Raw genomic sequence first — 24,263 nt, 5'->3', positions numbered from 1 at the left:
GCGCAAAGGACAGGCTCGCCCCTGGTGCCTGCAGCCCGGCATCAGGGGCGAGGTGCGCCTTGTGGAGAGAGCTTTTGGCATTGGGCCCTCGGCGCTGACGGAGGCCATGGGCATGCTCAACCACCATTTCGCAGCAGCCGCCTGATCGGCGCAGAGCGACAGCCTACCTCTGACTGCCGCCAATCTTTGCAACAGAGCCCCGCTCACCGCCGAGACGATTGGGATCGGCAAACGCACCATACTCTCGAGCAAAGGGTTGAAGCCGGTTTCAAGCGCACGTCCCCGATCAATGCGTTCAGGATCCTCTTGAACGCCGCCGCTGAGATCGGCGCCCGAGCAGAAGGCGCGCCCCGCCCCACGCAGCAGCAGCGTGCGCGCGCCCATTGCCGCAACGCTGTCCAGCGCATCCATCATCTCGTCGAGGGTCTGCATGGACAGCGCGTTCAGCACTTCGGGACGATTAATCGTGATCGTCGCCACGCCTTCGATGCATTCCAGCGTGATGTGTTCGTAACGCATGTTCTTCTCCCTTGGAGCGACCCTTGGCTCATTGCCTGATCGGTCGCTCAAGTTGCTCGGTCCAGCAATGTGCGGCGGGAGGCGGAGAACGCGCCCAGCCATGATCGCGGCGAGCGCGAACAAGCCTCCCGCACTGTTTTGCGCCTCGCCGCGACGAAAGGGGCTCCGTCATCTACCCCCCGCCGACAGCCCTCAAGCCGAGCCGCCAGCGGCCGACACAGGTTATCACTTCACGGTCGGGAAGCCGAGGCGAGCGCGAAGGTCCGGATTCAGTTCGACAACGTGGAAACCGGTCGTGACGCAGGCGAACCAGATGTGCCCGGACTCGGGAACATAGCGTACATGCGACATACACCCGTCGGTTACCTGGTCGTTCAACCCTGTCCAGTTTAGCCCGTTGCCACTTAGCGGGGTATCGGGATTCGCACCCGGCTTATAGTAGCCGACTTCAACCGGCTTTGTAGGATCGCGCAAATCAACGATCCTCACTCCGCCAGCGAAGAAGGGGAACAGACCAAGCCTCGTGTTCCTTGCATCGTCGACATCGTTGAAATGCGAGCCAACCGCGCCGAGGCGCGCGGTGATGTCTGGGATTGGGATGAAGCTCGCATAGGGATCCTCCTTCCGAGGAGTAAATCGTATCGCGTCGCAGTTCTCCTTGATATTCATTTGCAGCTTGAACTCGCCGACGATCTTTGGATTCTTCTCGTCCGCGATATTGATGATCCGCGGCCATGTTCCAGGACAGGCGCCCAGTTCGGCCGCACCCACCAGGTGTGGAACTCCGTTGATCGACGCGGGCACGACAGAATGAAAACCGCCTTGCTTGGCTTCGCCGACGAGCCTCATCTTCGGTTGAGAGCGCCCATCGACGATGTCGCTGTTATCGAGAATGTAGACGCTGCCGTTCTCCACAGGCACGTCCCCGTCGGAGGCGAGGATAGACGCCCCCACAGGCACGTCCCCGGTTTCGGAGGCGAGGACAGCCGCGTAGATCCGCCGCTCATCATGGCTGATCGACACTTCATGTGGCGTGAACCCAGCCGTCAATCCATTGGGTCGCGTGACGCCGAAGCGGCCGAGATAGCGGGGGCGCTTCATGTCGCTGATGTCGAGCACATGCAGGCCACCCTTCCCCGAACCGAGTCCGGGCACGACTTCTGTACCGTAGACGCGACGACCGTTGGGAGAGATTGTCACCATGTGGATGTTGGCGGGCCACTTGAACTCGCTCTGCAATTTGGGATTCAGGCAGTTCGAGGCATCGTAGATGCTGAGCCAAGCTGCGTCCTCCTCGCCCCGGCCAGCAATTCCTCCCGAGTAGGCGCCGGCGACGAGAACTTTGCGACCTGGTGCCGCAATCGCGTGCATCGTCTCTACCGCATCGATCGAGCCCCGGTCCCGCAGCAAGCGCACGGGCTTTGGAGCCCGGGGGTCCCTTACGTCGATAACCGCGACGCCCGCTGGCTCGCGGAGGAACAAGGCAGATCGGCTGTTGGCGGTTATCGGGCCTGCCTGCTTGAAGGTGGATACATAGGCACATTGATCGACCCATGAGAGCTGCAAATTGCCGCCGCGGTTCCAGATGTCCGTGCGACCGACGAGGCGAACGCCAGCATGATAAGGAAGTTTGGACCGGCCGCTCACCACGTCTTCGATCGTGGTTTGGCCCTGAAGCCCGGTTTCGGGGCGATCGCCGGGACCAATGACGACCTGGGAAGACGCCGGCCATCCGCTACACAGACAGGCTAGGCCGAGCGGGGCAACGACCGCGAGCCTCCGAATCTTGGTGGCTGTCACCGCAGTCAGGCGCGAAAGAGCCTCTGTGGTGCGGATCGTCGGTGAACGCCGCGATGCTCTATCGTGCGTCGCCGCCCCGATCTCGACCATGCCCGGCTTCATGACGCCGACCGGTTTGGCGGGCAAATCATCGGCAAGAACAACATTCCCATGCGCTTCGCTTAACATCCGCAACATCTTTCTCTCCTTTGCTTGGTTGCTTGGTGCGTCCTCAATCTTGCCACAACACATCGTGCGACACAGAGGAATTCGTAGCCCGTTGCGTTCGCCCGGGCGTCGCTGATATCGTCGAAATGAAGCCGGTCGCTGAGACGACGCTGCTTCCGGCCGCGCCTTCCGAAGATGTTGTCCCGGCTGCGGCGCTCACCGCTTGGTCCGCTTCACGAGCTCGGCCGCATAAGCTGGACGGCGCTTCTCGAAAAACGCGGCGACTCCCTCCTGAAACTCAGGCGCGCTGCCTGCAATGACCTGATTGCGGTCCTCCATCGCGATTGCCGCCTCGAGGCTCGGCGCATCAATTGACATCCGAAGGCATTCCTTCGTCAGCCTGAGACCGAGGGGTGACGTCGTCAGCATCGCGTCAAGGAGCGGCTCCGCGGCGACTTCCAAGTCCTCGTCAGCCACCACGCGGCTTACTAGACCCAGCTGCAAGGCTCGTTCGGCATGGATGAAATCCCCCGTCATCATCAGTTCGGCGGCGAGACTCGCCCCGACGAGACGGGGGAGGAAGTATGAAACGCCGATGTCGCATGCCGAAAGGCCGATCCGGACGAATGCCGCGTTCATCCGCGCACTGGCTCCGGCGATGCGGATGTCCGATGCGAGCGCCATGGCGAAGCCGCCGCCGCAGGCGGGACCATGGACCAGACTGACGATCGCTTGGGGGCAATACCGCATCTTCAGGACGATTTCCGAGACCCTCCGCTGGATTGCGAGGTGCGCGGTGGCGTCGAGATCGCCGCCGCCCGTCGCTCCGAGGTCGAGACCCGCGCAGAAGGCGCGTCCTGCCCCCCGCAGCAGCACCACACGGGTGTCGGTATCGCGGGACAGGCTGTCGAAGTACTCGTGTAGCGCCTCGACAAGCTCGGGACTGAGAGCATTCAGCCGATCGGGGCGGTTAAACGTCACCCAATCGACCGCGCCGCGCCGATCGATCTCAAGCGTCATCATCGACGGTCCGGAAGGGTAAGGGCGTCCGCCGAGGCGTCGCCGAGCAGGAGGCCACCATCGACCTCGAGCACCACCCCAGTGATGTAGCGGGCATTGTCGCTCGAAAGGAACAGCGCGGCATCCGCGATGTCGCGCTTTGTGCCGTAGTCCCGCAAGGCAAGACGGCTCTTCAACTTGGCGGTGGCCTCGTCCGACGGAGCAAGCCGGGCCATCCCCTCGGTGTCTCCGATCGGGCCAGGCGAGATGGCGTTGACGCGGATGCCGGCCGGGCCCCACTCCATCGCCAACGTCCCAGTGAGATTGTTGATGCCCGCCTTGGCCGCGCTCGCATGCGCCTGGAACATGACCGGGCGCTTGGCTTGGCCGGCCGTGATCGAGATCACAGACGCACCAGGCTTGCGAAGATGGTCGAACGAGGCTCGGAGCACGTTGAACGTGCCGAGCAGGTCAATCTCGACCACCGTACGGAAGGCGTTGGCCGACAGCCCGGTCGCGGGCGAAAGGAAATTGCCTGCGGCGCCAGAGATGACCACGTTGATCTCGCCCCACTTCTCGGTAGTTGCAGCGAACGCACGCGAAACGGCGTCGAAGTCGCGAACGTCGGCAACCACGCCGATGGCGTCGGCGCCCGTCGCCTTCACGCGCTCAGCCGCGACAGCAATCCGCTCCTCATTGCGGCTGATGACCGCGACGTTGGCGCCCATCTCGCCGAAGCGTTCGGCGATGCCGAGGTTGATGCCCGTGGATCCGCCAGCGACGAAAACGGTCTTGCCCTTGAAGGCGCCCTTACGAAACAGATCCATGATGTTTCCTTTTCGGCGTAGTTAGCCAGCTAGGGGCCGCGACCCCCGTCACATTGTAGAAAGCGAGCGTATGGCGCCGAAGGCATCCCAGTCGCGAACGGCGGCGCAGTTGCGCTGAACGAGGGTGGTCAGAAGCTCGACACCGCGTGCCGAGCGCTCGACGGTACGCGCGGCCGGCACGGTTGCAGCAAGCTGCGCCACGGCCTGAGCGCGGAACATCATTTCCGCCGATGCGAGATCGTAGGCCGGGGAAGCCTTGGCGAGTTCAGCTGCATGCTCCGCGATCCAGCGTCGATCGTGCTGGCGCCGCATGTCGACGGGCACGCTGCCCGTCAGGAAGTAGGCCAAATCGAACTGCGGGCTCCCGACCCCGGTCATCCCCCAATCGATGAGCCACGCCTTGATCCCGGACGGGCCCGCCTCGAACAAGATGTTGTCGACGCGCGGGTCGCCGTGCAGCACCGTCTTGGTGCCGACGGGCAGGTTCACCCAATCAAGATAAAGCTGCTCGAACCTGTCGATCAGCTCGTAATCGCAGGCGTCAACGGCGCTGCCGAGGAATTCCTTGAGCGCTGCGGCGCCTATCCGGTACGAATCATGAAACATTGCCGCACGGGGCTGGCGATCGAACAGCCAGTCACTCGGCTCCGTTCCGAGGAACTTGGCGTGGAGGTGTGACAGCGCCCGTACCACCGCGTCCGCTTCCTCGACCGAAGCGCCCCTGACCTGGTCGCCTGGCGTGGTTCGCGTCGAGAGATCTTCGAGGACGATGTTGGTGGCGCCCGTGTCGGGATTGGTCGCGGCGAAATATACCTTCGGCGCCGAGATGTCCGGATGGTCGCGCAGGAAGCTGTAGGTGTTGATCTCACGCTCATAGAAGCCCACCCGCTTGTTCGCAGCGTCGATCTCGGGGGTTGACCGGTTGAACTTGCAGAAAAGCGTGGTGGGATAGTTTTCGGGGTCGGCATTGTAATGCAGGACGACGCGAGCAGTCTCGCTCAGCGTGCCGTTGCCGATACGATCCACCGACTGGAGCACTCCAACGCGCGGGGTGCTCTTGTCGACAGAGGTTAAGATATCCTGGATCCAGTCGGTATCGATACTGCTCAGCGACGGCAGGATGGCGGGCTCGCGCGCCTCCCGCTCCGCACCGTCGCGACCCCACAGGCCGGGAATGTAGCCGGAATTCCAGCAGTGCGACAGGCGCCCTTCCTCCACCCGGAACACCTCAATGCCGCAGAGCTCCCGCTCACCCCCCTCCCGGATCGTCATGTTCCAGACTGAGCAGACATGATGCTCGTCGGCGACCAGCACCTCATGGGTGAAGAAGGGAAGCCTTGTCCGCTGCGCCGCGACGCGCGCGATCTGCTGATCGTGCGTGAGGCTCGTAACCTCATTAGCGTCGTGCCGGACGATAGGACTCGCACAGATTTCGCGGATCAGTTCCAGGTTCCCGTTGTTCCAGACTTCTTCCCAGTACAGGTTGATGAGTTCGATGCCCGAGCGATGCATATGAGGATCCTTGATGCTAAACTGAATATACTGGGACAGATACGGGTTGCGCGCGCCGCTTCACCGCGAAAAGGGGCGTCCGAGGTAATCTTCCAGGTCGCGCGCGTACCTGCGGGCGACGATGCAACCCTCGCCTTGAACGCCAGACGGCGATTCCGGCGGGGTCGCTTACTCATCTGGCCTCCTGTGCCGCCACCACCATGGCTGTCGTCAGGCCGGCGACCCACTCATCCCGCTGGTCAAATTTCCCGACCCACCTCTGTGGGTGTTTTACCATCAAACCCCGCGATCAAACATCTAACTGATTTGAGCTTGCAGGATCGCTCATCCGAACGACCCTGCCCGCATGGCGCTCGCTCGGATCAGAAGGAGCGGCTGAGGCGCGCGCCCCACGTCCTGGGGGCACCCCAGTGACCGATATATCCAAACCCGAAATTACCCGTAAGAGTCTTGTATGCCTTGTTGCCCAAATTGTTGACGAACAGCGACAGCGTGGTTTTCCTGTCCACATCGGAGATCGTCGCGTTTAGGTCAACCACGGTGTAAGGCCGTTGTCGGTCAAGGGCGTCGAGGTTGAAGTAGGAGAAGACGACGGTCGAATTGTGCCGCGCACTTGCGGTGAGTTCTAGCTCGTTCAACAGTTCTCCGCCAAGATCGAAACGCTTGGATGCACTCGCGTTAACGGTCCACTTCGGCGCGAAATTCAACGTCTTTCCAGCGAGATCGTAGGGGACGAGCGTCAGCGGCTCCGTCGAGGTGAACTCCGTGAACTCCGTGTGCACGTATGTGGGCGCAAGGGTGAAGGTGAGGTCGGGGACTGGGCTGTATCGGATCTCAAGTTCGGCGCCATACGCCTTCGCTTGCGCATTGTCCGTGAGGACGCCGTTCGGGGGAACCGACTTTTCGACCTGCAGGCCCGAATAGTCATAGTAGAAGGCCGCGAAGTTAGCAGTCAGTTTGCCGTTGAGCAGGCGGGACTTCACGCCAAGCTCGTAGGAATCGAGCGTCTCCGGTCCAAAAGCCGGCGCGGAGCCATCGCTTGCCGGCAGGTTGCCGCCGCCGCCCTTGTAGCCGCGGCTCCACTGGATGTAGCTCTGGATTTCTGGCGTGAAATCATATTGAAGGGCAACCTTTGGGAGCAACTTGGTTTTTTTGATGGTGCCGCCCGCGACTGCTACCGTAGGGATGAGGGGTTCAAGGCCCGAAATCGACTCATACTCATTCTTGTCGTAATTGAGGCGCATACCCACATTCAGCCTCAAGGCGTCCGTGAACGAATAGGTCGCGTCGAAGTATGCCGCAAAATTGTCCACTTTGGCTTGCTGGCCAAGATTTTGCGTCAGGACCGCCGCCGGATCCGGATTCTCGAAGATGTAATCTAGAAGACTCTTATATTCCTCGTGGTAATAGAAGGCCCCGAGGATGAAATTAAATTTATCGAAATTTCCGAACAGGTTGAACTCCTGGCTTATCGATTCGGATCGACGCGGCCAAATCGCCGTATATAAGTAGGGAAATGCGGTGCCATCGCCTTCGTTGGCGGTCCGCATCTTCCCAAGGATATAGTTCGTCAGAGACTTGACGGTGATCGCATCGGACGCCTCCCACGTCACGCCTGCCTGGCCGATGAGCAGCTTGTTTACCGCACTGTGCGGGCGATTCGAGATCGTCTTCCAAGGCTCATTCGTCCAATCCACCCCTTCGACCCCGAGGCTGATCGGCCCAACCGGGCTCTGGTCGATCTTGGCCGCATTGTCCTCATCATAGCGGAGCGACAGGTCCACCGTCAGGCTAGACGTAGGTGTCAGGCGCAGCGCGACACGGCCATATTTGGCGTCCGTTCCGCCGCCATTACGCTCCACCACGTTAAGGGGCCTGAGGATGTTTTCGACCGGGCCATCCTGCTTCTCACGTCCGCCGCTGAGCCTGATCTGCACGCCATCGGAGAGTGGCCCTGAGACAAACCCGCTTATACCGACCTGATTGCGGCCTCCTACAATAGCGTCGATGCGCCCCGTCCACGTCTTGGTTGGGCTAGCGGAGATGAAGTTGACCGCACCGCCCGTAGCATTGCGGCCATAGAGAGTCCCTTGCGGCCCGCGCAGGACTTCGACGCGATCGAGGTCGACCGCGCGCAGGGTTCCCATGAAAGGCCGGGGCAAATAGGCGCCATCCGAATAGATCGCGACCGTCGGTTCGGACGAACCAGCCACAGAGGTCGAGCCGACGCCGCGGATAGTCACAATGGTGTTGCCGAAGTTGGGGACGAACACCAATCCAGGAATCACATTGGCCAGGGCTATGGTATCAGTGACGCCCCGGCTGAGAAGGGTGTCGCCACTCACGGCGGTGATCGAAGCGGGAATATCCTGAACGCTGACGCTGCGCCTCAGCGCGGTCACGACGATGTCGGAGCCGTCATTGCCGCCACTCGACGGCGGGGCCTGAGGCTCTGACGCGGCCGACCCGGGCTCGGTTGCGCCGGCACCCGCAGCCACGGGAGTCTGAGCCCCTGCACCAGACGCTGCCAGCGCACATGAGAAAAGTATAAACGCGCCGCTCGACACACCCCAAAAATTCATATCATCCTCCCAGTGTTTCCATACACGGCTTCCGCGCGCCAGGAATTGAAGCGACCATACTCGACACGAGCGTTCCCCTGAAGTGTATTGCCGGGCTGATTGGAGATGATGTTGACCGCACCGGCAGTGGTGGTCTGGCCATAGAGCGTGCCTTGCGGTCCCTTGAGTATCTCGATGCGACTGACATCGAACATTTGCCCTCCGACGAGGGCGGCCGAACCTTGATAGACCCCGTCGACGCTCACCGCTGCGGAGGGATTCCCGTTAGGGCGAAAATCGTCATATCCGATCCCGCGGATGGTGAATGTCTGGATGGTGCGACCTCCGACGAATTGCGGTGAAACGACCACGCCCGGCGTCAGGCGGGACGCGTCCACCAAGTCCTTGACGCCCGCTTCGCGCAGTGCCTCTGGAGACAGGACGCTGACTGCCGATGGAACATCGATCAGCCGCTGGTCGCGTTTCTGGGCCGTGACGATGATGTCGCCACCTGCCTCGACAGGATCGTCGGCGGCGTAAGCCGGGGGAGCCGCGATCGTCAGGGAAGCGAAGGCGGAGGATAGCAGATGAACGCGGCGGAACTTGTGCTGCGATGAGCTGGCCATGAAATCAGTCCTTGGAACATGTATGTCAGAAGAGGGCGAGCGACATCGGCCACCGCCCGGATCGGGGGTGGATCTCGCGTCGCTCAGGACAATGAGGGGCCTAGTCGGAGACGACAGGCCGTTGCGGCATACGCCGGGACCCCGCCCATCGATGGATGTGTGAATACTTCATAGGACCCCCTGCCCGAATCGAACGGCTGTACAGGTAGGTGTATCGTGTGAATCTTCTATGACAGCCGGAGAAACGCTCGTGGGTATCCTGTGCGGATGCGCCGTCGGCGAAGCGATATGCGCGATGCCGTCCTGCTCAGGGAGCAAACTTGGCAACGGTGTGGTGAGGCTCTATCTAGATTGGGAAAGCCAGCCGAATTCGGGCGGAGCTTAATTCGAACGGCTGTACAGAAGGGTGTCAGGTTTGAGTCGCTTGCGATATATGTCCGATGAAGCCTCGCCCCAGGCAGAGCGGATGAGTGAGGCCGCGTATGACCTTGCCGAAGAGAGCGGTCTGGCAGCGCTCAGCGCACGAAGTCTGGCGCGAAAGACAGGAATGAGCCCGTCGGCAATCAATTACCACATCGGCAATCGCGAGCGGCTCATCGCGCAGATCGCGTTCAAGGCTATCGCGGTATCTAGCCGCTGGCGGCAGTCGCAGGCCGCTTTACAGGAAGAGGGTGCCCCGAGGTGGGCCGAGCTTGATCACGTGTTCACGTCGCTGTTGCAGGATCGGTTGAGCACCGGCCGTATGGTGATGGCACTTTTGCAGGAACTGGAGAACGAGGCCGTCGCCAGCGGTCAGACCGCTATCGAAGAGGCGCTGCGCGAGGAAATGTTCGCTGAAACGGCGTTCTGGCGCGATCTGGCAATCCGCCATGGCGAAAGCGTGGATGCGTGTAGCGCGACATCGTCGGTGACTGGTCAGCGACATTGATGGTGATGTGTCAGCGGTGACGTTGGGGATAGTGTCACACGAGGTTGGCCTGGATCAAGAGGCGTTGTCGCGCAGCGATGTCGCTGGCATGGTTTCGATGTCGCTGGGCGATGTCGCTGGATCAGGAGCACTGTCGCGGAGCGATGTCGCTGAGGCCAGGGCGGATCGCCTGCGATAGCTCTCGACGTTCATTTCCAGGATAGTGGCGTGGTGAACGAGCCTGTCGATGGCAGCGACAGTCATTGCCTTATCCAAAAAAATGGAATCCCAACCGCTGAATGGTTGGTTGGCGGTGATCATGATGGAGCGCCTTTCGTATCTGGCAGAGATGAGTTCGAACAGGACGCTGGTCTCTGCCTGGTCCTTGCGGACGTAGGACAGGTCATCGAGGATGAGCAGGTCGAAGCGGTCGAGCCTGGCGATCTCCTGGGTCAAGGTCAGGGACTGACGTGCGGCCTGCAAACGCTGGACGAGATCGGTGGTTCGGGTGAAGAAGACCCGGTATCCGCGCGCGACGAGCTCGTTGCCGATGGCGGCTGCGGCGTGGCTCTTGCCGGCACCGGGCGGACCAAATGCCAGAAGATTGTGGCCCGCCTTGAGCCAGGCATCTCCTTGGGTCAGAGCCATGACCTGGGCCTTGCTCAAGGTGGGAACGAGGCTGAAGTCGAAGGCATCCAGGGTCTTGCCGGGAGGCAGCCGTGCTTCTGTAAGATGGCGCTGGATCCGGCGTTGTTCGCGTTCGGCGAGTTCCAGTTCGGCCAAGGCTGCCAGCAGGCGCGAAGCCGGCCACCCCTCCTTGTCCGCTCGTGAACAGAAGTCCGGCCAGAGACGGGCAATGGTGGGCAGACGCAGCGTGCCAAGCAACATGGGCAGCTGGGCGGTGTCGACAGTGATGCTCATGCGGCCATCTCCCTGGCGGTGAGCAGATCGTCGTATGTGTCAGGCTGGGGAATATCGACGACCACATCGGCCGGCTCTTTGCCGGGGCGTTGGAAGCGCTCCTGCAGATCCCTCAGATCGGGTAAACCCTGGCCATCGAGTATGCCGGTCAGGGTCGCGGCGAGCTCAGCCTCGCAGGCCTGGTCATGCGCAAGCCACAGCAGCCCCACCATGCTGCGGCATGCGGCGGCTTTGGGAAGCGCACCCTCCAGAGCATCCCAGCAGCGGCGATATTCGCTGCGAGGGAAGAGCTTGTCGCGATAGACAAGGTTTGCCAGCGCGTGGGGCTTGGTACGCAGGCTGTGGATCACGTGCCGATAATTGACTACGTGGTCATGACCGCCCCGTCCGCGATCGGGCGCCCTCCCGCGTGGCAGGGTCTCGATGGGCTGCCCGGCCAGATAAAGGTCGATCCGGTCATCGAAGATCCTGGCTCGCAGGCTATGGCCGATGAGCCGGGAAGGCACGGTGTAGAAGACCTTGCGCAGCACGAAGCCGCCCGATGAGGTGACGAGCACCGTAGCTTCATCATAATCGCAGCTGCGGCGTGAAGGTAACGGGCGCAGGTGCTCAGCTTCGATGCGCAAGGCATCGCGCCGCCGGGCATTGTGGCGGCCCACGATCTGGGCGAGGAACGTGCGCCAGTCCTCGATGGAGGCGAAGTCACGTGTCCCGCGCAACTGGAGTGCCTGATCGAGCCGATCCTTAAGGTGACCATGACGGCTTTCTATGGACCCATTCTCATGGGCGACCCCGCGATTGTTGCGGGTGGGCTCCATCTGGTAATCGGCGCACAGGGCGGCATAGCGGGTCCGCAGATCTTCCTGGGCATCTTGCTCCAGGTTGGCGAACGCCGCGGAGAGGCTATCGGTGCGATGCTCGTGCGGCACGCCGCCAAGCTGCCACAGCGCATTCTGAAGGCCGCAGGCCAGCGCCGTGAAGCTTTCTCCTCCCAGCACGACCTCGGCATGCTCCCACCCGGAATAGACCAGCGCGAAGTGATAGATCAGGTGCGGGCTCGGATTGCCGGAGATGGTGACCTTCAGATCGCGGGCGTCAAAGAAATCCGACATGCCCTGTCGGCCTGGCGGATGGTCCTGCCGGAAGATGACCTCACGCTCTGGTCCATACTCGGCCTTCCATAGCCGTATCCGGCGTTCCAGGGTCCTGCGGGCTGGTGTTAGATCGAGACCGGGGTGGCGTTGCTCCAGCTCCCCAAGAATAGAGATGGGCTTCAGGCCCGGCGTGCTCTCGAGCAAAGGCACGATTTCTTTATCCCACAGTTCGGCGAGCGGATCTGGCCTGCCGCCGCCATGACGTCGCTCCCGGCGACGCTCCGATGGCGACCGGGGATCTTTCTCTGTCCGGTAGCCCGTGCTGGTGGAAAAGCCCGCCATGGCGGCGGCCGCTTTTTGCGGGTGTTTTTGACGAAGGGACATGTAGTACCTCTGCTGTTGGTCGGTGATGGGACGGCCAGGCATCCGATCCTCTTCTTGGCGTTGAAGATCGGACCATCCTGACCGCTGTCGCCGCCAACGGCACGGGGAAACCCGCGCCCGTGTGGGGGGAAGCTACGTCCGGGCTACGCCCGGCCTCCGCTTCCCCCCACACGTCATCTACGATGTCGCTGACCCTTCAACTGCGATGTCGCTGTGCATGTTTGACCGACTTATCGGCGGCATGTTCACGCGCGCGCGGCGTGGGCGCGAGCGTCGCTACCAAGATAGTATTCAGTCGGTGGGGCAACTCATGCGGCTGTTTGGCGCCACGATTACAGCACTTGATGAGGCTGTCCAGAATGGCGGCGATCCGCTCGAATTGATTGACGAAGCGGTGGGCTGGCACCGGCTTGTTGCGGCAAAGGCCCAAGTAGATGCCCTTGCTGATCTTGCCGGCGAGGACGCACTGGTAACGGCAACCGAGCGTTACGCCACGCTACGGCGTTTCAGCCCGGCATTTCTGGACGCCTTCACCTTCAAGGCGTCTGGAACAGGGACGGCACTGATCAAAGCCATCGATGTCATTCGCGATGCGAACACACGAAAGTCGCGCGACCTTCCCGATGGCGTTCCACTGCCATTCCCCAATCGGCAGTGGAAGCGTCTCATCACCGAAAGCGGCCGTATCGACCGCCGACGTTATGAAATTGCGATCATGGCAACCTTGCGTGATCGTTTGCGCGCCGGTGATGTATGGATCGAGGGAACCCGCAACTATCAGCGCTTCGATGCCTATTTGCTGGGTCGGCGCGACGCCGCCAAAGTGGCGGATGTGCTTCCGTTCGATTCAAATGCTGCATCCTACCTCGCTGACCGGGCACGAAATCTTGACTGGCGGCTGCGCCGATTTGCCAAGCAGTTGAAAACAAACAAGCTTGAGGGAGTGTCGCTCGAACGAGACCGGCTCAAGCTTCAGCAAATGCCGCCTGTCACCCCACCGGAAGCTGAAGCCCTCGATCGCAAGCTCGATACCCTGCTTCCCCGCGTGCGCATCACCGAGCTGCTGCTTGAAGTCGCCGAACGCACTGGTTTTTTGAACGCATTCCGTGACCTGCGCTCAGGCAAGGAGCACGACAACCCCAGCACGGTACTCGCCGCAATTCTGGCTGATGGCACCAACCTCGGGCTGGAGCGGATGGCCAATGCCAGCGAAGGCGTCAGCTATGCCCAACTCGCATGGACCCACAACTGGTATCTTTCACCCGAGAACTATCAGGCCGCGCTGGCCATGATCATCTCAGCCCATCACGAATTACCCTTCGCGCGGCATTGGGGCGCTGGCACCAGTTCGTCGTCCGATGGCCAGTTCTTCCGGTCGGGGCGGAGCCGTTCAGGGGCGGCGGACGTCAATGCCAAATATGGCGCCGAACCTGGCGTGAAAATCTATTCTCACCTTTCCGATCACTTCGCATCATTCGGATCACGGATCATGTCCGCGACGGCAGGTGAAGCGCCTTACGTGCTCGACGGGCTTGTCCTGGGCGCCGGCAACCTTCCGTTGCATGAGCACTATACCGATACCGGCGGCGCCACCGATCATGTTTTCGCACTCTGCCACCTACTCGGGTTCCGCTTCGCGCCCCGGCTGCGCGATATTGGCGACCGCAAGCTGGGTTCGGTCGCTGCGCCATCGACATACAAGGGCATCGAAAATCTGATGGGCCGCACCATCAAAACGGCAGCGATCGAGGCCGATTGGGATGACATCGTCAGGATTGTCGCCTCAATCAAGGATGGCACGGTGGCGCCGTCAGTAATCTTGCGAAAACTTGCCGCCTACAAACGCCAGAACAGGCTGGATTTTGCATTGGCTGAACTGGGCCGTATCGAGCGCACTTTGTTCACGCTCGATTGGCTTGAACAACCGGAACTGCGACGTGCCTGTCAGGCCGGTCTCAACAAAGGCGAGGCGAGGCACACGCTTGCCGCCGCCATCTATACCAACCGGCAGGGTCGGTTCACCGATCGCTCGCTGGAAAATCAGGAATTTCGCGCATCTGGGCTGAACCTGCTGATTGCGGCGATTTCCTACTGGAACACGGTCTATCTCGACCGGGCCGCCCAGCACCTCAACGCTGTCGGCACGACGTTCGATGCGGCACTGCTTGCGCACCTTTCTCCGATGGGCTGGGCGCACATCAGTCTGACCGGCGATTACCTCTGGGAGCAGGCCAGGCGACTTCCAGCAGGTGAATTCCACCCACTCAACGAGCCAATGGCGCGGTTGAAGCGTGTAGCGTAGCCCATGTTCCGCTTATGTCCGAGAAATCGTTGTCTGGCGAACAAACCTTGAGGTGACGCCTACTTGCCGTGCTTGGTCCAACCAACGCTGTTTGCACGTTCCAAAGCGACCAAGGCGTCTGATACCGCCTTCTGCGCGACTAGAAGATAACCTTCGGCAATGCTGGGCCATGTTAGCTCATCGAACGGATTTGTGACGTTGCCGCTGAAATAGTCGAGAGCTTCATGGGCGCGTGCAGCCGCCTCGATTACCTTGGCGGTATGTTTCTTTGCCCTGTCAGATTTCTTCATCGTGCCTCATGAAGCCATAGCCCATCAAGAGATCGCAAGCGGTGGCAGCTGCCACCGCTCTACCTTCCGTCAGTTTTGAGCCTGTCACGATCTACGGACAGCTGGGGTAGGACCGGATACTTTAAGGCTTCACGCTCCCGCGCCCGACCTTCATCTATCCCGTATGATGTGCCAATCATCAAACCTACGAAGAACACGGGGATCAAGAGCAGAAGCATCGAGCCGAAGCGTGTTCTACGGCGAGAGCTTTGGATCGCGAGCGCATCACGTTGCAGCTTGAGAGCTGTTATGATCGTCTCGGTAGCAAGGGTGATTTCATGGGCGTCGTCGCCCACATTTGTAAGCAATTGCTCAACGTCCGTCAGAGGGCGTTCCACCTGTTTACCCACTTCGCTTAGATCAGACCAAGCGAGGTTTCTGGAATGAATCACGCGAAGCAAGGTTTCAATGTGACGATCGAGATCGGACACGCCTCTCGATGGCACCGGATCAGACCGGGGAATGTTCATCGTGCGGTTTCCTGTTTCCAAAAGGCATGTGCCATGCACTTAGCGCGAGCGGGACGGCTTCCGCTCCTGCTGGCGAAGCGTCAAATCCTCGCGCGCTATGCGGGTAGCCTCGTTCTGGCGCTGTTGCTCGAAACGGGCCGCAGGAATCGGTCCGCCGTTCTCAATCCGCTTGGCCACCGTTTCCTTCGCGTTCTCGATGTAGCGCGCCTGATCCTCCTTTTTGGGAAAGCGCGTTTTAGCTTCGATTGAGGCCGCCAGGACGTGCGACTGCGCGGCCTTGAATTGCGGATCGGTCGCATTCTCGCGGTGGGAGTTACGGCGGAATTGCTCGGCCGCTGCGCGAGACTCGGTAGGGTCTTGCTTTGCCATGCTCGCTCTTTTCGTAGGGTCTTGAGCTTCGCGCGCCTTGTCACGCGCCGCCAGTCTTTCTCCCTCAAGCTTCAGCTGGGGAGAAGGCTCGAAGTCTTTGACGGCGACACCGGCGCGGGCGGCTTCCAGATAGACCGCCTTCTTGAAATCATCGCTGCCATGAACACGGATCGACTGCCAGCCATTATGCTTCGCAATGGCGACCGCATCGCCAATCGCATGGTCCTTGTTGATCCGAATGCCATCTTGTCCCTTGATCGACATATCGGGCTTTTCATCGCGGCCGCTCCGAAACAGATCGTCGCCTACGCGCAGATATTTGCGTTCGATCTGCGCCGGAAGGGCCAAGGTTGTATCCTCGACCTTCTTGTCTTGGTTCGCCGTCTTCGACGGAGCGTCGGCGCGGGAGGGCGCAGGCTCTGATTTTTCCGCCTTCGACCGTTCGCCCTCAACAATATTCAGCGCCTTGTCGGCCGGGGCCGATGGTGCCGCTTCGCGCTTTACCGTCCGAGGCCAAGCCTCAACATCGGCCAGCGCGGCGCGCTCGCGGGGCTCCAATTCAGCGGCAGGCGCCCCGCGTTTTACGGCGCTATGATAGTCCCTAATAGCAGGGCTTAAGTATTGCCCCACCGGCGTTGAGCCATCGTTCTGCCAGTCCGTGGATGCTAGCCAAGCAGTTTTGCCACCTTTCTGCATCGTCAGCGAATGATCGCCATTGTCCGCCTTGACGTAAGCCTGCATCGCATCGGGAAGAGTAGCGAACGACTGTTTGCTGTTCCCCGGTCCGCCGCGAACTTCGAAAGGGCGTGGCTCAGATGCACCGCGCTGGCTTGTGTCATCATCGGCCATATTCTTCTCCTTCACTTAGAACTAGATCCCGGCGCTGGCCTTCCCACTCCTCTTTTGTCGGGTCGGGACCAATAATGTCGTCGAAGTCGATTTCATCGAAAGCCATGCTGCCGTCCTTCACTGTCAGGTTCGGCATGTCGCGATCGAGGGCGAGAACGTCTTCGGGAATGTCCTGCACCTGGTCATCGGCCAGTGCGGAATAATCGTTGAAAGCCGCCAGCTCTTCATCGCTCAGATCATCGATGGTCGCGATCGGGGCGATCGGCTTGGGCAGCGCCGGCACTTTCGGCGCAGGCGTCAAGCGCGAGCGGAACACGGCATCCTTGAAGTAGCGAATTTTCTTCCCGCGAATGACGGGGATACCGCCCCGGATGACGAGAATATCGTCTTCGGGCAGCTGCATCAGCTCTTGAGGGAGCATCAGTGCGCGCCGCTGTTCGGAGATTGTCTTGCTTCGATTGGCGAGCAATCCATGTATCGTCAGGGACCGGCTTTCCGCATCCTGACCGAGATAACCGAGGCGTTCGGACAGTTCCTTTGCGACCCGCAGTTCCTTGGGCGTGAAGGCAATTTCGACCCCGCAGTTTGATACGATTTCGTCCGCGCCATGCTCCCCATAGACATTTCGCAGCTGGGAGCGTGACTGGATGACGGGAAGCAGACGAAGCCCATAGCCGCGCACATAGGAGAACGCATTTGCAATGACCTGGGCGCGGCCGAGCCGCGCAAATTCGTCCAGAATGAGCAGCACGGACAGCTTTTCGCTATCGTCGGGCAGTTGCCGCGTGTTGAGGTCGATCAGCTGTTGGAAAAACAGATTGTAGAGCGGCGCGACCCTATCGAGTTCATCCGGCGAAACGCCGAGATAGATCGAGGTCGGGATGCGGCGAAGGTCCGTCAGGGAAAAGTCGCTTTCGGCAGTCGCGCGATCGACAATCGGATTGATCCAGAGATTGAGCTTGGAGGTGACGGTCTGGATAATGCCGGTGAATGTGTTGTCAGCGCTGGACGTAAAATCGCTCAACGCAGCGCGGCACCCTTCCGATAGCGCACCATCGCCGGCTTCCTTGGCGAAGAATGCCTTCATCCCTGGCATCGTGATGGTCCGGTAGATCTCGCCAAACGAGAAGGGACGTTCAGGCTTGGCCGCGATCCACGATGCAATGCCGACAAATGCCGTGCGGGCTGATTCCGTCCAGAACGCCTCGCCCTTTTCCGGAGGCACGAAGAGCATCGTGGCGATCTTCTGCAATTCGACCAGAACCTCAATCGGGTCGGACCTGTTGATGTAGCTGAGCGGGTTGTAGCGGGCCGTGCGGCCTTCCCTGTCCGTAGGGTTGAACAGGACAACCTTTTGGCCGCCTTTGCGGCGGAAACCCGCCGTGATTTCGTAGTTCTCACGCTTAATATCGAGCACGACAACCGAATCCGGCCATTGCAACAGATTGGGAATGACGATGCCGACGCCCTTGCCCGATCCGGTAGGGGCTTCGAGCAATACATGCTCCATCTTACCCACCATGAGAAAGCCGTTGCGGAAAAAGCCATTGCGGAAGCGGCCGAGCACAATGCCCTTTTTCGCGCGAAGGCCCGCCTTGCGGATTTCACCTTCGCGCGCGAAACGAGCTTCACCGTGAAGGTTCTTTTTCGGCCGCAGGACGATCGCCATGAGCAACACCGGCAACGGCACGCCTATGACCGCGCCTCGCCAAAGCGCTTCGGTCACGACAGGATCATGCCGGTAATACCAGAAGAAGCCGGGGAGCGTGAGCGGATCATAAGCCGCGGCGGGCATCTTAAGGAAGAACCACGCCACCGTGCCGGTCAGCAGGCCGATCAGCAGGAGCGTGATCGGAAGGAGGACGAGGGCCAGTGCGAGCCTGTTAGAGCCTGTTTTCTGGATCAAAATATATCTCCGTCACGCGAAAGCGGCCTTCGACCTTCTTGGTCTGCACGACCACATCAACCAGCAGCTTGAGCAGGCTGCGAATGTCGTCACGGGCCAGATCGGCGCCGCCCTCGCTTTCCTTGACCAGCAATGTCAGCTGTTCGAACGCGAGTTCGGCCGAGTCCGCATGGATCGTCGTGATCGAGCCGGGATGGCCTGAGTTGACGTTGCGGAGATAGAAGAACGCGGTGCCGTCGCGCAGCTCCTGCAACAGTATCCGGTCAGGCCGCATACGCAGGGCCGATTCCAGAAGATCCTTTGCAGAGATTTTCGCGGTGCCCTGCTTGTCCTTCGCGTAGAGCATGTGGACCACGTTGCGATGCGGAACGACCAATTCGCGCGTGTCTTCGATCGTCAGCAGCCGCTCATGCGGCGGAATGAGCTGGATCAGCCCTTTAGAGAGCGTCGTCTTTCCCGAGCCGGTAGCGCCCGAAATCAGGATATTCTTGCGGCCTTGGACCGCCTTTTGGAAAAATTCGACGTGCTTTCCTGCGTCGAGCAGATCGCGCAATTCAACATCGAGCGGCGAGACTTGCCTAGTTGCGATCTTTGTCTCGCTAAACAGCCCACCGCGCTCGAAGTCCTCCATCGTCAACGTCACCGATGACGGTTTGCGGATGGTGATGGACACGGTGCCGGCAGGGACAGCAGGCGGCACAACCAGCTGCACGCGCTCACCGCTGGGGAGGATTGTGGAGCAGATCGGCGTGGACTGGCTTATGTCCTGATGCGTGAAAGCCGCCGCTGCCCGCGCGAGCGCGAGCAGCGACTTTTCATTGAGGTCAGGCAATGTCTCCCAGGACCATCCATTGCGCGTTTCAATCGCCGCTTCGCCAGCCTTGTTAATCACCAGCTCCGTTACGTCCTCACGCGCAAGAAGAGGACGCAGCGGCAGCAGGGCGTTTTCGAGGACAGCCGTATTGCTCACTGGCCGCGCCTCAGCCGCAGGCCGTAGATGTTGGAGAAATCGAAGTCGCGAGCGACCATAATCCCCACTTCCGCGCCCTGATTGATGCGAAGCACCGGCTGAATCTGCATCGTGTCCCGCAAGATCGTGTCCGACGCTTGGCTGGGAACCCGCGTGACATTATCGGCGTCGGAGACTTCCGAGGCGGCGATCGAGGCGGCATCGTTGAGCGAGCTGAACAACAGCGCGGCCCCGAAGCGTTCCCAAAAGAAGTTCTTCACGCCGCCTGCCATACCTGAACGGCCAAGCGCGTCGCTGGCGGGCGAACCTACGTCGATCGCCACGCCGCGAGGCGTAACCGCGCGGTTCCATACCGCAAAGAGACGATATTTGCCGCGCTGGACGCCGGTTTGATATTCGCCCAAGACGCGCGTTCCCTTTTCCAGCAGGACGACGCGGCCGTTGTCCGAATAAATGTCGCGGGGAATGATGCAGCTGACATATCCGGGCTGACTGGAATCCATCGCCGTTTGCAGCACGCACGGAATGAACGACCCTGCGAGGATCAGCATATCGCGGTTGCCAATGTCGCGGCCTGACACCCGATCAATTTGCGAGGTTTGGCGCATGTTTTCGAGATTTGTCCGGCGCGATCCACCTTGCCCATCACCATCGGCCGACGCACCAATCAACTGCGCGCCCTGTGCTCCTGTGCCGCCGCCCATGGGCAGGCCGGTGGCAGCTGCCACCGCTCCACCGACCCCGCCGCCGTTTTCGCCACCATAAGCCATGATCCCGGCGCGGCGTTGGGCCTCAGCGATGACTTGCCCCTCAGACTTTTGGGGGCGGCCATTCGCGCCGCCCGTGCGGGGCGCTTGGCTTCCATCAAGCGCCGGCACTTCCGTCATGGGCACCGGCGCGTTCGGATCATTTGGCGCATCGGCAAGCGTGGGCGCTATGATCGACTTGGGATCGTAGTTGGCGAGCTGCCTTTCATCCGGCTTTTCCGCTTTCTCGGCCTTTTCGGTTGGATCGCTCCGCATCGCGTCGATTGTGCTGAAACCGAGAACGATCGCGCCGCAGGCAACCGCCGCGAGAACGACCGCCTTTTTGGGGTCGATCGACCTGTTCGGCAGAGCGGCAATCTTCGCCTGGCGCTCGCTTTGCCGCTCAATATCTTCGGGATCGGGCACCGGCTCAGACGCGAGGGGCCGGTTTTCGACCGTCTCGCCCTGCGAGATGATGTTGTCGCCATGCGGCGCGTTGTCATGATCGTTCGCAGCCATTTTATTGAACCCCCGTGGTTCGCTCGACTAGGCCAGAGGCCGTGTCAGTTTTGGGATCGCGCCCGTAATAGTCGGTTTTCTGATTGTGGATGCAGAGCACTTCGAGGCCCCGGCGCAGCCGGATTGTCCTGTAAACCCCGTGCAGCACCACATATTCATCGCGCACATCGAAGGAGGCGATGGCTTCCGATCCATCAGGATTGACGACGAAGAACGCCGGCAATTCACGCTGGTTGGGGAAGCGCATCACGGTGAACTGTCCATTGTCAGACACTTCGGAGGGCTGGATGGCCGTCGATCCTTGCATGATGTAATCGGCGTTGCGTGTGCCTTCCAGCACGCCAATATCGAGCGCGGACTTCACCGCGCCGCGTTCCAAGGCTTTCAGCTGGGCCAGCTGGGCCATTGCGGCTTGCGCCTGCGCCTCGGCCGCTTCCTGTTCAGGATAGCGGAAAACGACCGTATAGAAGCCGCTGCCGCGCTGCGTTGGCGACAGAGCGAAGCGGTAGCTGCGCGGGCCGTAGCGTGAACGGGTTATGACTGTCAGGTTCGTGCGACCCGCGCGCTCGCGCGGTTTGATGAAAAGCGAATTGGCAGCCGGTGCGACTTCCCAAGACACGGTATCGCCCAACGCCACATGCTCGACTACTTCATCCTTGGCGAAGACGATTTCCGTGGCGATGCGGAATACACCCGGAATCTCATAGACTTGCCGATCATTGTAGTTCGCTTCACGAACCCGGTGATCGAGCACCGTCGCATGAGGCGTTTCTTCGGCCATCGCCGGCGACGCAGCTAGCGCGATCGCGAGCGCAAACGGGGCGCTCCACTTCAACACGGTCATTGGGGCACCTCCACGTCAGCGCGATAGCTCTCGACCTGATAGCCAAGCGGATTCTTGAAGCGGTCCACTTCCTTGCTCGGCGTGCCATCGACCTTGTATTTGATGGTCGCGACGGCATCGGTTTTGGTCGAGTTCGAGCCGGTCACAGATTCCTTAGTGAAATAGACCTGCGCGACGTTGCCGCCCAGGAACGACACCCGCTTGATTTCGACAAAAACATCAGTGCGGTTCGCAAGGATGTTTTGCGGACTTTGGGGATTGTCGGTCTTGTAGAAGCGTGACCACCGATCCTGTTCGGGCCGCGCCGACATGACCATGACCGCATCGAAATATTCTTCGCGAGCGGCCGCTATCCAGCCTTCGCGATAGCGGACATAGGTAGCGAGGAAATACTTACGGACCGCCTCGTCATAGGTGATCGTCGCGTCACCGTGGAGCTTGGCGGCGATCGACGCCTCGCCCGTGTTACGGTCCACCGTGATAACATATGGCTCGACCGTTTTTAGAGGCGTCAGGGCTGCAACGGCCACAACGCCAGCAGTCGCCAGGGCGCCAGCAACGCCAGCGACGACCCACGCCAGCTTTTTGGAGCGCTCGGCCGCCGCAAGCTTGTCACGTTCCCAGCTTGCAGCCTCTTCAAAATAGGCTTTCAGCTCGTCCTTTGGAATACCAACTGCCATCGTAACACCTCAGCAATTCGAGTAGATCGGGCCGCGCAGCGAGGCGCTTAGACGCGGCACTTCGACCGCCCGCGATGCGTCCGACTGTTCATTGCCCGGAGTGGAGGGGTCTGCCGGGGCCGCGTCCGGCGTTGCCGGTGCACCCTGATTGAACACGTCCACATTTGCCGGCGCGGTTCGCTGTGCGGCCTGATCCGGGATTGTGGGGAGGGTAAGCCCATGCGGATTTGCAGGCCGCATCGGCCCCTCACATTTGGCTGGCTTTTTGACGGGCTGACCTGCGCAGGCCGCCAGCGCCAGGCAGATTCCGAGTCCAAGCAACTTGCGCATATTCGTTCCCTCAAGCTCTGGTGATTGTGTTTCGGTTGCGCCAACGGCGAACCGCCGACGAGAAGCCCCGCCCCATGCTGGCCCCCATGGCGCGGGCATCGCTGGCCGCGTGCCCTGCGCCCGTTGCAACTGCCCCGCCACCCTTCGTCACCGCGTTGCCGAACTGCGTCACCATTGCAGCCGCGCCGCCGCCAAGTGAGGCAGCTATTCCGGGGATTTGGATGAAGAAAAAGCAGGCGAGAATGTAGAACGCGATGATCCGGATACAGGTGCTCCAGATGTTGTCAAAATCGCCATCGAATGTTGCTGTTGCCGATTCAGCGACATTGGCCACAACGAGCACAAGAAGCATCGCAAATAGCGACAACATCAGAAAGTTGAGGACGCTGCCGAGCCATGAGAAGAAGTAGCTTCTGGTGGAATCAAACAGCAGCGCTGCTACGAAGATCGGCCCGACCACCGCCAGACAGGCGAGCGCAAACAGCGCATAGAGCACGATCACAAAGCCGACAGCCAGTGCGAACAGAGCCGCGATCGCTGTCAAAAGAATGATGATAGTGGCACCGATACACAGCATAATTGCGGCCGCAGCGCCGGGAATATCAGTCAGTGAGGCGTGTTCCTCTGCGTATTTCTCGGTCGCATCCTGCATCGCGAGCAGTGCATCATCGACCCGCGCCCACATCCCATCGAAAGACCCACCAACGCCGTCCGGTGAGCCGCCTACGATCGAGGCAAACTCATGCGGCAGGCCGGTCACGATCATCTGTGCGAGCGATGCTCCATAGAGGTTTGTCACAGCATAATAGAGCGCGGCCAGCATAAGCGAGCGATAGACATATTCGCGGAAGGGGTATTGCACGGCCCCGCGCATAATCGCGTAGCCTAGCAGGATTATGTAAATGATCATGCCAGTGCGGAGCGGTCCAGCGATCCACCCAACAAACCCAGCATAGTTGGACACAACTACCGAATTGAGTTCGTTGGTGAAGCCCTGATAGGCATTCGTAAATAGATCGTATTCCACCAGACCGCTCCGATTAGATATAATTCAAGCTGTTATTACAGCCTTACATTCCAGCTGCCTTCCGTGCTCGCGCACGCTGCTCATCACGTTTCCGCGACCTTTCAATGGAGGCGATTTTGTTCTTTATGCCTCCGCAATTGCGAGCCACTGGCATGGGGAGGTCCGACTGTTTGAGTTCGCTGTTCACGATCTTGTCGCACTCAGCGACGATCACCGGAATCTGATCTTCATGAGTTTTGAGCCAATCAACGTCATGATAGGTCATTAAAATCTCGGGAAATGTGGGCGCGCGTTCGCAGCCGGCGAGCAAGCCGGCTGCGCTGATCGCAAGAAGGACCATTTTCTTCATGGTCAAATTCCAGCTGCCGCCCGCGCTCGCGCACGCTGCTCATCGCGTTTGCGCGACCTGTCCGCAAAAGCTTCGGCCGTGTGCGCCGCGGCCTCCGCTCTGCGCGCTCGCTCCAACGCTTCGACGCGGAGCTGGTCGTTCATCATCGACGCGCTTTCGAGCTGGATGCGCGCTTGAAGGTCAGCAACTTCCTTGGCTGTTGATGCGGTCGCAAGTCGATTGCGCAGCTCTTCCAGACCCTCACCGCGCGATGTGGGGGCGTTTGCGGGAGGGGGC

General features: G+C 60.5%; 21 protein-coding genes and 3 pseudogenes. 3 read left to right on the top strand and 21 right to left on the bottom strand.

The features are described 5' to 3' along the window. Positions 1–145, top strand: a pseudogene (locus A7Q26_RS25970) (IS6 family transposase); the annotation flags it as partial. Positions 146–252: 107 nt separating this feature from the next. On the opposite strand, the pseudogene A7Q26_RS25965 reads toward A7Q26_RS25970, so the two are convergent. The 7 genes and pseudogenes from A7Q26_RS25965 to A7Q26_RS15355 form a co-directional block, all read right to left on the bottom strand. Then, a pseudogene (locus A7Q26_RS25965) lies at positions 253–432 on the bottom strand (2-(1,2-epoxy-1,2-dihydrophenyl)acetyl-CoA isomerase); the annotation flags it as partial. 312 nt (positions 433–744) lie between these two features. After that, complete coding sequence (locus A7Q26_RS15380; RefSeq protein WP_066861370.1) at positions 745–2,496, bottom strand: LVIVD repeat-containing protein; 1,752 nt, start codon at positions 2,494–2,496, stop codon at positions 745–747. A 186-nt stretch (positions 2,497–2,682) separates the two neighbouring features. Then, positions 2,683–3,489, bottom strand: coding sequence for an enoyl-CoA hydratase/isomerase family protein (locus A7Q26_RS15375; RefSeq protein WP_006949678.1), 807 nt, complete (start codon positions 3,487–3,489; stop codon positions 2,683–2,685). Beyond that, a complete protein-coding gene (locus A7Q26_RS15370) occupies positions 3,486–4,292 on the bottom strand; it encodes an SDR family oxidoreductase (RefSeq protein WP_006949676.1) in 807 nt (268 codons plus the stop codon). Before A7Q26_RS15370 ends, A7Q26_RS15375 begins: the two co-directional genes overlap by 4 nt. Before the next feature lie 48 nt (positions 4,293–4,340). Further along, positions 4,341–5,804: a phosphotransferase gene (locus tag A7Q26_RS15365; protein ID WP_010408992.1), complete on the bottom strand. Its 1,464-nt coding sequence runs from the start codon at positions 5,802–5,804 to the stop codon at positions 4,341–4,343. A 362-nt stretch (positions 5,805–6,166) separates the two neighbouring features. After that, positions 6,167–8,302: a TonB-dependent receptor gene (locus A7Q26_RS15360; protein ID WP_066861366.1), complete on the bottom strand. Its 2,136-nt coding sequence runs from the start codon at positions 8,300–8,302 to the stop codon at positions 6,167–6,169. Between the two features lie 80 nt (positions 8,303–8,382). Beyond that, positions 8,383–8,991, bottom strand: a complete 609-nt coding sequence (locus tag A7Q26_RS15355; protein ID WP_006949670.1) for a TonB-dependent receptor plug domain-containing protein — start codon at positions 8,989–8,991, stop codon at positions 8,383–8,385. 433 nt (positions 8,992–9,424) lie between these two features. Here A7Q26_RS15355 and A7Q26_RS15350 point away from each other — a divergent pair, with 433 nt between their 5' ends. Beyond that, positions 9,425–9,919, top strand: coding sequence for a TetR family transcriptional regulator (locus tag A7Q26_RS15350; RefSeq protein WP_006949668.1), 495 nt, complete (start codon positions 9,425–9,427; stop codon positions 9,917–9,919). Between the two features lie 54 nt (positions 9,920–9,973). Here A7Q26_RS15350 and istB read toward each other — a convergent pair whose 3' ends face one another. Together istB and istA are read right to left on the bottom strand one after the other, a co-directional pair. Beyond that, on the bottom strand, positions 9,974–10,819 hold the full coding sequence (gene istB / locus A7Q26_RS15345) for an IS21-like element helper ATPase IstB (protein WP_006949666.1): 846 nt from the start codon (positions 10,817–10,819) through the stop codon (positions 9,974–9,976). Beyond that, positions 10,816–12,339, bottom strand: coding sequence for an IS21 family transposase (istA, locus tag A7Q26_RS15340; protein WP_081628012.1), 1,524 nt, complete (start codon positions 12,337–12,339; stop codon positions 10,816–10,818). Before istA ends, istB begins: the two co-directional genes overlap by 4 nt. 175 nt (positions 12,340–12,514) lie before the next feature. Here istA and A7Q26_RS15335 point away from each other — a divergent pair. Further along, positions 12,515–14,599 (top strand): annotated as a pseudogene (locus tag A7Q26_RS15335) (Tn3 family transposase); the annotation flags it as partial. Positions 14,600–14,658: 59 nt separating this feature from the next. Here A7Q26_RS15335 and A7Q26_RS15330 read toward each other — a convergent pair. From A7Q26_RS15330 to A7Q26_RS15280, 12 genes are all read right to left on the bottom strand, one after another. Next, entirely contained in the window at positions 14,659–14,889 is a 231-nt protein-coding gene (locus A7Q26_RS15330; RefSeq protein WP_004213230.1) for a hypothetical protein, read from the bottom strand. A gap of 59 nt (positions 14,890–14,948) precedes the next feature. Next, positions 14,949–15,398, bottom strand: coding sequence for a hypothetical protein (locus tag A7Q26_RS15325; RefSeq protein WP_004213229.1), 450 nt, complete (start codon positions 15,396–15,398; stop codon positions 14,949–14,951). Between the two features lie 39 nt (positions 15,399–15,437). Further along, positions 15,438–16,616 carry an LPD7 domain-containing protein gene (locus tag A7Q26_RS15320; protein WP_004213228.1) on the bottom strand — a complete coding sequence of 393 codons (1,179 nt, stop codon included), beginning with the start codon at positions 16,614–16,616 and terminating at the stop codon, positions 15,438–15,440. After that, positions 16,606–18,522, bottom strand: coding sequence for a type IV secretory system conjugative DNA transfer family protein (locus A7Q26_RS15315; RefSeq protein WP_004213227.1), 1,917 nt, complete (start codon positions 18,520–18,522; stop codon positions 16,606–16,608). Before A7Q26_RS15315 ends, A7Q26_RS15320 begins: the two co-directional genes overlap by 11 nt. Then, positions 18,500–19,492 carry a P-type DNA transfer ATPase VirB11 gene (gene virB11, locus A7Q26_RS15310; RefSeq protein ID WP_004213226.1) on the bottom strand — a complete coding sequence of 331 codons (993 nt, stop codon included), beginning with the start codon at positions 19,490–19,492 and terminating at the stop codon, positions 18,500–18,502. Before virB11 ends, A7Q26_RS15315 begins: the two co-directional genes overlap by 23 nt. After that, positions 19,489–20,757 (bottom strand): type IV secretion system protein VirB10, encoded by a 1,269-nt coding sequence (virB10, locus tag A7Q26_RS15305; protein WP_004213224.1) that lies wholly within the window; start codon positions 20,755–20,757, stop codon positions 19,489–19,491. The genes virB11 and virB10 overlap by 4 nt, the downstream gene beginning before the upstream one ends. Position 20,758: 1 nt before the next feature. Then, positions 20,759–21,601, bottom strand: a complete 843-nt coding sequence (locus tag A7Q26_RS15300; protein WP_004213222.1) for a TrbG/VirB9 family P-type conjugative transfer protein — start codon at positions 21,599–21,601, stop codon at positions 20,759–20,761. Beyond that, complete coding sequence (locus A7Q26_RS15295; RefSeq protein WP_004213217.1) at positions 21,598–22,281, bottom strand: virB8 family protein; 684 nt, start codon at positions 22,279–22,281, stop codon at positions 21,598–21,600. Before A7Q26_RS15295 ends, A7Q26_RS15300 begins: the two co-directional genes overlap by 4 nt. A gap of 9 nt (positions 22,282–22,290) precedes the next feature. Continuing rightward, positions 22,291–22,611, bottom strand: a complete 321-nt coding sequence (locus A7Q26_RS24700) for a hypothetical protein (protein WP_004213216.1) — start codon at positions 22,609–22,611, stop codon at positions 22,291–22,293. 10 nt (positions 22,612–22,621) lie between these two features. Next, complete coding sequence (locus A7Q26_RS15290; RefSeq protein ID WP_004213214.1) at positions 22,622–23,638, bottom strand: type IV secretion system protein; 1,017 nt, start codon at positions 23,636–23,638, stop codon at positions 22,622–22,624. Between the two features lie 43 nt (positions 23,639–23,681). Then, positions 23,682–23,987 (bottom strand): hypothetical protein, encoded by a 306-nt coding sequence (locus A7Q26_RS15285; protein WP_006949657.1) that lies wholly within the window; start codon positions 23,985–23,987, stop codon positions 23,682–23,684. A gap of 2 nt (positions 23,988–23,989) precedes the next feature. Further along, on the bottom strand, positions 23,990–24,263 hold a 274-nt coding region (locus A7Q26_RS15280; protein WP_332308773.1), incomplete at its 5' end, for a type IV secretion system protein.

Origin of the sequence: Sphingobium sp. TCM1, assembly GCF_001650725.1 — a bacterium.
Lineage (GTDB): Bacteria > Pseudomonadota > Alphaproteobacteria > Sphingomonadales > Sphingomonadaceae > Sphingobium.
The sequence above is the reverse complement of the archived record's forward strand: the minus strand, read 5'-3'. Positions and strand labels throughout refer to the sequence as shown.

What these genes read in the sequence shown, in the direction of transcription:
- A7Q26_RS15285 (WP_006949657.1), bottom strand. Translation starts at nt 23,987, where the DNA reads ATGAAGAAAATGGTCCTTCTTGCGATCAGCGCAGCCGGCTTGCTCGCC.
- istB (WP_006949666.1), bottom strand. Translation starts at nt 10,819, where the DNA reads ATGAGCATCACTGTCGACACCGCCCAGCTGCCCATGTTGCTTGGCACG.
- A7Q26_RS15325 (WP_004213229.1), bottom strand. Translation starts at nt 15,398, where the DNA reads ATGAACATTCCCCGGTCTGATCCGGTGCCATCGAGAGGCGTGTCCGAT.
- A7Q26_RS24700 (WP_004213216.1), bottom strand. Translation starts at nt 22,611, where the DNA reads ATGCGCAAGTTGCTTGGACTCGGAATCTGCCTGGCGCTGGCGGCCTGC.
- A7Q26_RS15320 (WP_004213228.1), bottom strand. Translation starts at nt 16,616, where the DNA reads ATGGCCGATGATGACACAAGCCAGCGCGGTGCATCTGAGCCACGCCCT.
- istA (WP_081628012.1), bottom strand. Translation starts at nt 12,339, where the DNA reads ATGCCTGGCCGTCCCATCACCGACCAACAGCAGAGGTACTACATGTCC.
- virB10 (WP_004213224.1), bottom strand. Translation starts at nt 20,757, where the DNA reads ATGGCTGCGAACGATCATGACAACGCGCCGCATGGCGACAACATCATC.
- A7Q26_RS15375 (WP_006949678.1), bottom strand. Translation starts at nt 3,489, where the DNA reads ATGATGACGCTTGAGATCGATCGGCGCGGCGCGGTCGATTGGGTGACG.
- A7Q26_RS15350 (WP_006949668.1), top strand. Translation starts at nt 9,425, where the DNA reads ATGTCCGATGAAGCCTCGCCCCAGGCAGAGCGGATGAGTGAGGCCGCG.
- A7Q26_RS15365 (WP_010408992.1), bottom strand. Translation starts at nt 5,804, where the DNA reads ATGCATCGCTCGGGCATCGAACTCATCAACCTGTACTGGGAAGAAGTC.
- A7Q26_RS15370 (WP_006949676.1), bottom strand. Translation starts at nt 4,292, where the DNA reads ATGGATCTGTTTCGTAAGGGCGCCTTCAAGGGCAAGACCGTTTTCGTC.
- A7Q26_RS15300 (WP_004213222.1), bottom strand. Translation starts at nt 21,601, where the DNA reads ATGACCGTGTTGAAGTGGAGCGCCCCGTTTGCGCTCGCGATCGCGCTA.
- A7Q26_RS15330 (WP_004213230.1), bottom strand. Translation starts at nt 14,889, where the DNA reads ATGAAGAAATCTGACAGGGCAAAGAAACATACCGCCAAGGTAATCGAG.
- A7Q26_RS15295 (WP_004213217.1), bottom strand. Translation starts at nt 22,281, where the DNA reads ATGGCAGTTGGTATTCCAAAGGACGAGCTGAAAGCCTATTTTGAAGAG.
- A7Q26_RS15355 (WP_006949670.1), bottom strand. Translation starts at nt 8,991, where the DNA reads ATGGCCAGCTCATCGCAGCACAAGTTCCGCCGCGTTCATCTGCTATCC.
- A7Q26_RS15380 (WP_066861370.1), bottom strand. Translation starts at nt 2,496, where the DNA reads ATGTTGCGGATGTTAAGCGAAGCGCATGGGAATGTTGTTCTTGCCGAT.